This window comes from Pseudomonas cichorii, assembly GCF_015471405.1.
GTDB classification, from domain to species: Bacteria; Pseudomonadota; Gammaproteobacteria; order Pseudomonadales; family Pseudomonadaceae; genus Aquipseudomonas; species Aquipseudomonas serbiensis.
The window spans coordinates 1-8,124 of sequence record NZ_BLVZ01000027.1; the positions used below are offsets into that span (position 1 = coordinate 1).

3 protein-coding genes and 2 pseudogenes are annotated in these 8,124 nt (G+C 51.9%); 3 read left to right on the forward strand and 2 right to left on the reverse strand.

Features of this window, described 5'->3' with window-relative positions:
- Positions 1-482: pseudogene (locus tag JL015_RS27390) on the reverse strand (sugar-binding protein); the annotation flags it as partial.
- A gap of 48 nt (positions 483-530) precedes the next feature.
- Positions 531-1,034 carry a hypothetical protein gene (locus JL015_RS27395; protein WP_201020672.1) on the reverse strand — a complete coding sequence of 168 codons (504 nt, stop codon included), beginning with the start codon at positions 1,032-1,034 and terminating at the stop codon, positions 531-533.
- A 284-nt stretch (positions 1,035-1,318) separates the two neighbouring features.
- Between JL015_RS27395 and JL015_RS27400 the strand changes: the two genes are divergently transcribed.
- From JL015_RS27400 to JL015_RS27410, 3 genes and pseudogenes are all read left to right on the forward strand, one after another.
- The gene (locus JL015_RS27400) at positions 1,319-3,703 is read left to right on the forward strand and encodes a hypothetical protein (RefSeq protein ID WP_201020673.1); all 2,385 of its coding nucleotides are present in this window, start codon (positions 1,319-1,321) and stop codon (positions 3,701-3,703) included.
- Between the two features lie 192 nt (positions 3,704-3,895).
- A complete protein-coding gene (locus JL015_RS27405; RefSeq protein WP_201020674.1) occupies positions 3,896-6,304 on the forward strand; it encodes a hypothetical protein in 2,409 nt (802 codons plus the stop codon).
- Positions 6,305-6,371: 67 nt separating this feature from the next.
- Positions 6,372-8,124: pseudogene (locus JL015_RS27410) on the forward strand (hypothetical protein); the annotation flags it as partial.

The window sequence follows — 8,124 nt, forward strand, 5'->3', positions numbered from 1 at the left end:
TCGGCAAAGGTCTCGTAGGCCAGGCTGACCCGATGGCCTTCGGCGGAGTGGATTTCACTGACCCAGGCCTGGGTGTCGCCGCCGCGCAGGGTGAGGATTTCCACCAGGCCGGACTTGTGGGCCACCCGATAGCGGCCGGTGGCCTCGACGGAAAAATGAAAACTGTCGATCTTGCGTTCGGGGACGGTGGGCTGGCTGGCCGAGCCTTCGATGCGGAAGGTTTCCCCGGTGGACAGTGAGAGGATGCGCGAGACGGTATCGAAGTGCGACAGGCGCACGCTCCAGCCCTTGCCGAAGCCGGTGTTGCGGGGGCTCATGGGGCTGAAGCCGAGGCTGAGGGGCACCGTGGGTCCGCACAGGTGGTTGGCCTTGAGTTCGGGCAGGGTAATGACGCAGGTGTACTGGCCGGTGCGAGGGTCGACACCGGCCTGGAGCGCGCTGAGAAAGTTGAAGGCGTTGGAGTGGACAGTGGGTGTGGGCATGGAGAAATCCCCGGCAGGCAAATGAAGGCATTGTGATTGGAACAACCATTACGGTGTCGGCACGGCAGAACGCTCGATTTTCACGCACGAAAGCTTTCCACCCACCTGCTCATCCACCCTGCTGAAAATCAGCATCACTCCCGGCACGACAACCGAACCAGGCGGCTTTTTGCCGGCCTCTTCGATATCGATACCTTTTTCCATATTGGTGGGCTGCTGTATGGTTTTGAAGCGGAACGAAAAGTTTTCGTTATCCGTACAATTGGGGGAGTCGTGGAATGAAAAGAACGTCGCCGATGGCACATTTTCCAGCTTGAACCCATAAGCCTCATCATTATCACAATCAAATGAGTTATTCTGAAAGTTGATGGTGGACGTAACAAAAGGAATACTGCAGTTAATCGGGTAACTGCCATCTGCATTCTTCTTGTTCAAGATCACTAACTGCCCATCGGCGTCAGCAGCCTGCACCTGTGAAACATGGCCGGCAATGGAAGTACACAGGGCCATGACCGAGATCAATGGCAGAAGTTTTAACATGCGCCGCGTCATGACAATGATTCCTGTTATAAGCATTTTATAAAACTGCCTGCATACTTTAAAACCAGAGAGTATCAGACAGAAAAAACAACACTGTGACTGATGCTAGCAGCCGTTGAATGGCTGGCAACTGGCATTTCTACCAGTAGACAATTGACAGAAGACGGCGGACATTCCTGCTCATGTGCCTGACATGCATTTACAGCAGATGACACTATGGATGGCTACAACATGAATGAGTCCTAAAATGCATAACCAGGATAAAAGGCGATATCCCTAATGATCGGGAGAACATCATGGCTCTTTCAAATGATATACCGATAAAGACTATAGGCGGCGACCCGCTAGATATACTGCTGAGCTGGCTAGTGAAAACCCCCAGGACCCTCGGCTGGGACGCTATCGTGGCTTATAACCGTGGCCGGGTAAATGCGTTATTGATCCAGCAATATATAAAAAAACTGACGGCCGAAAACTACCTCTCTCCCATCGACGGTCAGATACAGGGGGAAAACGAAAAGCTGAAATTCTTCGGTATCCAGTTGGGTCTGCCGTGGCTTTCATTTGAAAATGCCGATATCGAGCATTCGACAGCCCGAGTGACCCAGACGATTACCGCAGGACTGGCCATCCTGCAAAGCGAACCGGCGGGCGGTTACAAGACGATTCATTCGATCATGCAGCCCAATGGCGCAGTAGGACCCACATTATGGATGGATGTGGACCTGCTGAGCGCGCCGGGAGACGTCACGCAAGCAGGCGTGGTACAGATTGATCTCTCGAAGATGACCAACTTTGAGACTGATCTTTTCTTGGACAAGGCAAGCGCCACCCATGCAAAAGAGTTTTTCATTGAGCGTTTCAAGGAAAATCCGGAACTGCAGGTTTACACCCTAGGCGCCCTGGACAAGAGCGCAGACTCCACCCTGGCTCCGCAACACTTTGTCGTCCGCACCCAGCCAGCACCTGGTGCCACTAGCCGGGCAGCCCCCAACTATGGCGACGGTGCCGTGGTATTGCTGGTGACACTGAAAAACGGAGCGGACGGTCAAACGCCCACTAAAAACAGTGACTTCAAATACTTGATACCCAATGATGAAAACGGAACCAAGTATTCAGGGACGGTACTAATTTCAAACAACGTCTTGTTCACCAAACTCATCACCCACCACCTGAACATTCTACTGCCCGGAAAAACCCTGACCCCTAAAACGTCTACAGATGAGCAAGGAAAGCCGGGGCATATATACCTGGAATACACGCAGGGAGCGATAACGAAGTCCGACTACAAGTTTGTTTGCAATGGTTACTACAGCAACTACATTGTCACCGCCAGCACCCCCCTGATCACAATTCCTTTGGCAGGCGCGACCTTTACAGCCTATTCCGACGCTATTTATTTCAACTGGACAAACAAGACGTTCCCCATCAGCATGCATTACCACAATACCCGAGGCGACCTGAGCGATACGCACTCGGACGAAACAGTAAACATTAAAACAAACCTGAGCGTGGCCTTAAAACTCAGCATCTACCCTGATACCGGCGTCATACATTTTGAGCAGGAAGACGTGGCCGACGAGCAAATCGAAATTGATATGCCAAAGGATCACTACGCACAGAACTTTAATCGTTATGTGGATGATTTGCGTAACGTCATCAAAGACAATCTTTTCGAGTTCACCAAAAACCTGGCGCTCCCCGACATCAACACCCTCCTGTTACGGAACCTGCTATTCCCAGACCACAACCTGATGGTCCTGACAGACGCTTATGTTCCCGGAGATCTGACGGTCTTCGGCAACGTCACGCCCTCCCTGACCAGTTTCGTCATAGAGCCCGAGCACGTCGTCCTGAAGCCGGAGGGCAACGCAACATTCAGAGTAGAACCGGCCGCCACAGTGACCTGGAGCGTGAAAGGCTTGCCGGGAGACAATCGTTCCGTCGGCACCATCAACAATCAGGGCGTCTATATCGCTCCCACCACGGCGCAGCTTGAAGGCCGAAAGCCTCATCAGGTGATCATTACTGCGGCCGGTACGACATCACGAGGTATCGCGGCCTCCTCTTCGACCCTGGTCTCGATTGTCCCCCAGACCATTACCCTGAACCCGGTCTTTTCAGTAGTCAAACCTGAAGGCAGCATCCAGTTCACCGCCGCAATAGCGGATGACAGACCGTTGCAATGGACCATGAGAGCGCCAGGTCAAGGCGGCAAGCTTGTACCTGCAACGGGCCTGAGTACGACCTATACGGCCGCACCGCTACAGGTTTCAGGCATGTTCACCCTGGATGTGATTGAGGTAACTGACACTTTGGGCAACCTGGGCGAGGCTTACATACTGGTCATCAACAGAGAGCTCGGCGGGCAGGTAGACGTGGATTTTGCCCAGGCTGCGAGTGGCAAGGCACAACTGAGCTTCCTGAAACAATACGGTGCCGATCTTACCCCTGTTCCGCCAGAGAAACTGACATGGACATTGCTGGCAGGTACAGGCTCCGTGGATGCCTCAGGCCTCTATACCGAACCGCAATATCAGGTCACGGGATTTGCCTTGATTACCTGCGCATTTGCTCGCGAACCCGACTTCGAAGGCGCGCCCATACCCGTCGACTATGGATACACCGCAATAGCACTCCCCTTGCCGCAATATTCCGGCAAGGCAATGAAATACCCATAAACAAGGGAACTTGAAAGGCCACTGGTATTTCTGCCAGTAGACAACTTTCACAAGACCGTAGAGATTCTTTACCGCACAGCGAAGTTTGCACGAACTTATAACAGGCATCGTTTTGTACGACGACAGCAGTCTTTAGTCATTAAATGCATAACCTCCCCGGAAGGCGACACTCTTTATTACATGGAAACCATCATGACTCTTCCAGACGACACACACATAAAGGCTGTAGGCGGTAAATCACGAGACGCTCTGTTGACCTGGCTACAGCAAAACCCCAAGACCCAGGGCTGGGACGCCATTGTGGTTTATAACCGTGGGCGGGCCAATGCGTTACTGTTGCAACAATATATAAAAAAACTGACCTCCGAAAACTACATGTCTCCCATCGACGGGCATATCGAGGGAGAGGAAGGCTCAAAACTTAACTTCTTCGGCATTCAGTTAGGCCTGCCCAGGATTTCTTTCGAAAATGCCGATATCGAGCACTCCAAAGCCAAGATTACTCAACCCATTACCGCAGGACTGGCCATTCTGAAAAGCGAACCGGTCGGCGGTTACAAAGGCATTCATTCCATCATGCGGCCCAATGGAGCCGCAGGGCCAACGTTATGGATGGATGTGGACCTGATCAATGCACCCGGCAACGTAACAGATGCCGGAGTCGTACAGATTGATCTCTCAAAAATGACCGCATTCGATACCGACCTCTTCTCGGACCAGGTAAGCATCATCAATGCAAAAGACTTCTTCCTTGAACGCTTCAAGGAAAAACCGGAGCTGCAGGTTTATACCCTGGGTGCCCTCAACACAAGCATGGACACCACACTCACCCCGAAAAATTTTATCATACGTACCCAGGCGGCACCTGGGGCCAAAAACCGGGCAGCCCCCAACTACAGCGACGGCGCCGTAGTGTTGCTGGTGACATTGAAAGGCGGGACTGACGGTGGCGCCCCTACCGAAAACAGCGACTTCGAGTATCTGATTCCCAATGATGAAAACGGAACCAAGTACTCGAGTGCTGTACTGCTTTCAAATAGAGTCCTGTTCAGCAAGCTGATTCTGCCAGTGCTCAATCAACACCCCAATATGACTTACGAACTGAAATCACCCACGGATGAAGATGGCAAAGCTTTACACTTATATGCACAAGCCTTGAAAGAAAACTATGTAAAACCGGCGGGCACAGTATTTACAAGCTCCTCTGACGGACACCATAGCACCTTGAGATTACTGGAAGACGCTGTCATTAAAGTCACGGAGGAAGCCCCCTACTCCGGTGTAGTATTAAAGGCCCAGAATAACACTCTTCACGTAGAGTGGAATGCCCATAACACAAGCGATTGGAACCAGAAAGTTGATGTCAATAACGGCAACGATACGGATGTCAACGGCCAGTTTGAATTCAATCTATATACCAAGACAGACATGACACCTGAAGTAGATCCGATTACCAGCGCCATCCAGTTTTCGACGACCGTAAGTGCTGAAACCGGGAGCAGTATAGGCGACTATGATTGGCTGAATTTTTTCGGTTTCGATCATCGAGCCGTATTTTTTAGAACATGGTACGAAAAGCTGAACGAGCATTTCTTCAACCATATTGCCAACATCAAGATCCCCGACATCGACACATTCCTGTTACGAAATCTCCTGTTTCCCGACAGTAACTCAATGGTCCTGACAGACGCTCATGTACCCGGAGATCTGGCCATTTTCGGCAATGTCGACCCTTCCCTGACCAGCTTCGTGATAGAACCCGAACAAGTCATTCTGAATCCGGGCAGCACCAAGACATTCAGCGTCGCACCGGCAGCTACCGTGACCTGGAGCGTGCAAGGTTTACCAGGGGACACCAGCCCCTTCGGCTCGATCACCAATGAGGGCGTCTATACCGCACCTACAGTGGCGGAACTTCAAGGCAGCGACTCCCAGCAGGCAATCATTACCGCGACAGGCACAACAGCACGGGGTATTGCGGCCTCGTCTTCAACCCTTGTCTCCATTGTCAGCCAGACCATTTCCCTGAATCCGATCTTCTCGGTAACCAAATCCAATGGCGAACTGAGCTTTACCGCTGGAACTCTTGATGACAGGCCACTGAAATGGGCCATGAAGAACCCGGCCCAAGGTGGTCAGTTGAACCCCACTACGGGCAAGAGCACAACCTATAAAGCCTCTGCCGACAACTCGACAGATATGTTCATCCAGGATGTGATTCAAGTGACTGACGATCAGGGCAACATAGGCCAGGCCGAAGTACTGGTGATCAACAAGGTACTGGGCGGACAGGTAGAAGTTGATCTGGCCCAGGCGGCGCAAGGCAAAGCCCAATTGAACTTCATGAAACAATACGACAGCGGGCCTATACCCGTTCCGCACAACAAACTGGTCTGGGCATTGCTGGGGGGCACAGGCTCGGTGAATGAACTGGGTGTCTACACCGAACCACAGGAAAAACTGCCGGGGTTCGCCATCATTACCTGCACATTTGCTCGCGAGCCGGAATTTGAAGGCGCTCCCATACCCATCGATTACGGATACACCGTCATACCACTGCCCTTGTCGCAGTACCCGGATATAGGCAGGGCATACCAGTAAATCAGGAAGCGTGAATGGCCACCGCACTTGGTGGTGGCCGGGGACAAGGAGTCAATCGAGGTGTGACATGGCAAATTCACTGAACTCACTTTTACAGGCACTCAAAGGCCGAACCAATACCCTGGGCTGGGGGGCAATCGTGTCCTTCAACCGTACCAAGGCCAATCACCTTCTGGCGCAACAACATATTGCGCGGTTCAGTACAGACAGCTTCCTGCCCGCGATCCGCGGAACGGTGCAACTGGAAGGGCCTGAAACCCTGGAACTGAGCGGGATCATTCTGAGTGCTCCACGCCTCTCGTTTGAAAATGCATCACTGAAAGACTCCAGGGCACGCCTGAACATGGATATCGTTGGCGGCACGGTCACTCATTACAGCAATGCCCCTGGCTCTCCGACGCGAGCGCTCTCCAGTTTCAATATTTCCGAACAGCATGGTTACCGCTTGAACGCCGATATTGAACTGAGAAAAGTGGTGGGAGGCATCAACAAGAACTCTCAAGTCATTCTGGATATCTCGAAAGCCACAGAATTCACGACCAATCTCGTTGAGCTGGGCGTCAACCCGACGCTGATAGGCGGCTTTTTCAAGGCAAGGTTCGACTTGCTACCGGCAGAACAGCAAATCTATTCACTGGGTTTGCTGGACTTCAATGCCGATGACCTGTTGGCTCCCAAGGACTTTTATATCCTGACCCAGGCAGCGCCTGAGGGAAAAAATCTCAAGTCGGACAGTTATGGCGATGGCGCTGTAGTGTTGTTTGTTCGCACCAAGAACAACTTTCACGACGGAATATTACCGGTAGATGAGAGCACATTCCCTTATCTGATCCCCGATGACAAGGTGCCGGGCGAGGATCGCTCAAAGTACTCAGGTTCGTTATTGATCGCCCGCCAGGCGATCATGCACTGGTTTATAGCACCCTATATAAAAAACCTTGTAGGTCGCGGACTGAATCTGGATGTCGAGGATGAAAACGCCGATTATCAACTGAAAGCTGTCGCAGGTAGTTATTCCGTCGGCAAAATTGATGTAACGACGGAAAGCTGGCCACACACCTACCACTTCATCAAGGAAGACCTTTCATTCACGTTCATTAACAACCTGACGATCTACATAAGACCGGATTTCCGACTGGCACTCAAGTGGAGTGGCAACTCAATCGAAACCTTTCGCATCTGGAATGAGCAGGTGGGATGGTGGGACAGTGAATATGATACCGATGCTGAATTCACTTATAACCTGGACCTGATCTTTGATACGGTCCTGGATCCTGTTACCAACACTGTCCAGTTCGAGCGTTCGGATCAATCCGGTTCCTCTTACGAGCTTTCTATCCACAAGACCTCCATGGACCCTAAAAATCTTATTGAAAAAGCGGCCGACGTATTAGCGCAGACCATGGACGTCATGCTCAACCTGTTCAAAAAAATCGATATTCCTGAAATAAATTTCTTCGGCATCAGCCATCTGCTGTTCCCGGAACACAATGCCCTGATCCTGAAAGAAGCCCACTTGCCCGGCGACCTGGCCATGTTCGGGGAAGTCGACCCGGCCCTGACTTCGTTCAGCCTCAAGCCGCTTTACACGACGGTCAAAACCGGTGACAACCTGCAGTTTGAAATTATCGAACTGCTCTATCGCGCACGGGCTGCCAATATCACCTGGAGTGTTCGCGACATCGATGGCTCGCGCTCCCAGGGAGTCATCAATACAGGAGGCTTGTACACCGCACCTTCGGTCGGGCAACTTGAAGACAAGACCACCCGTAACGTGGTCACCGCCACTTATACCGATCCCGAGACAGAGGCAACGCGCA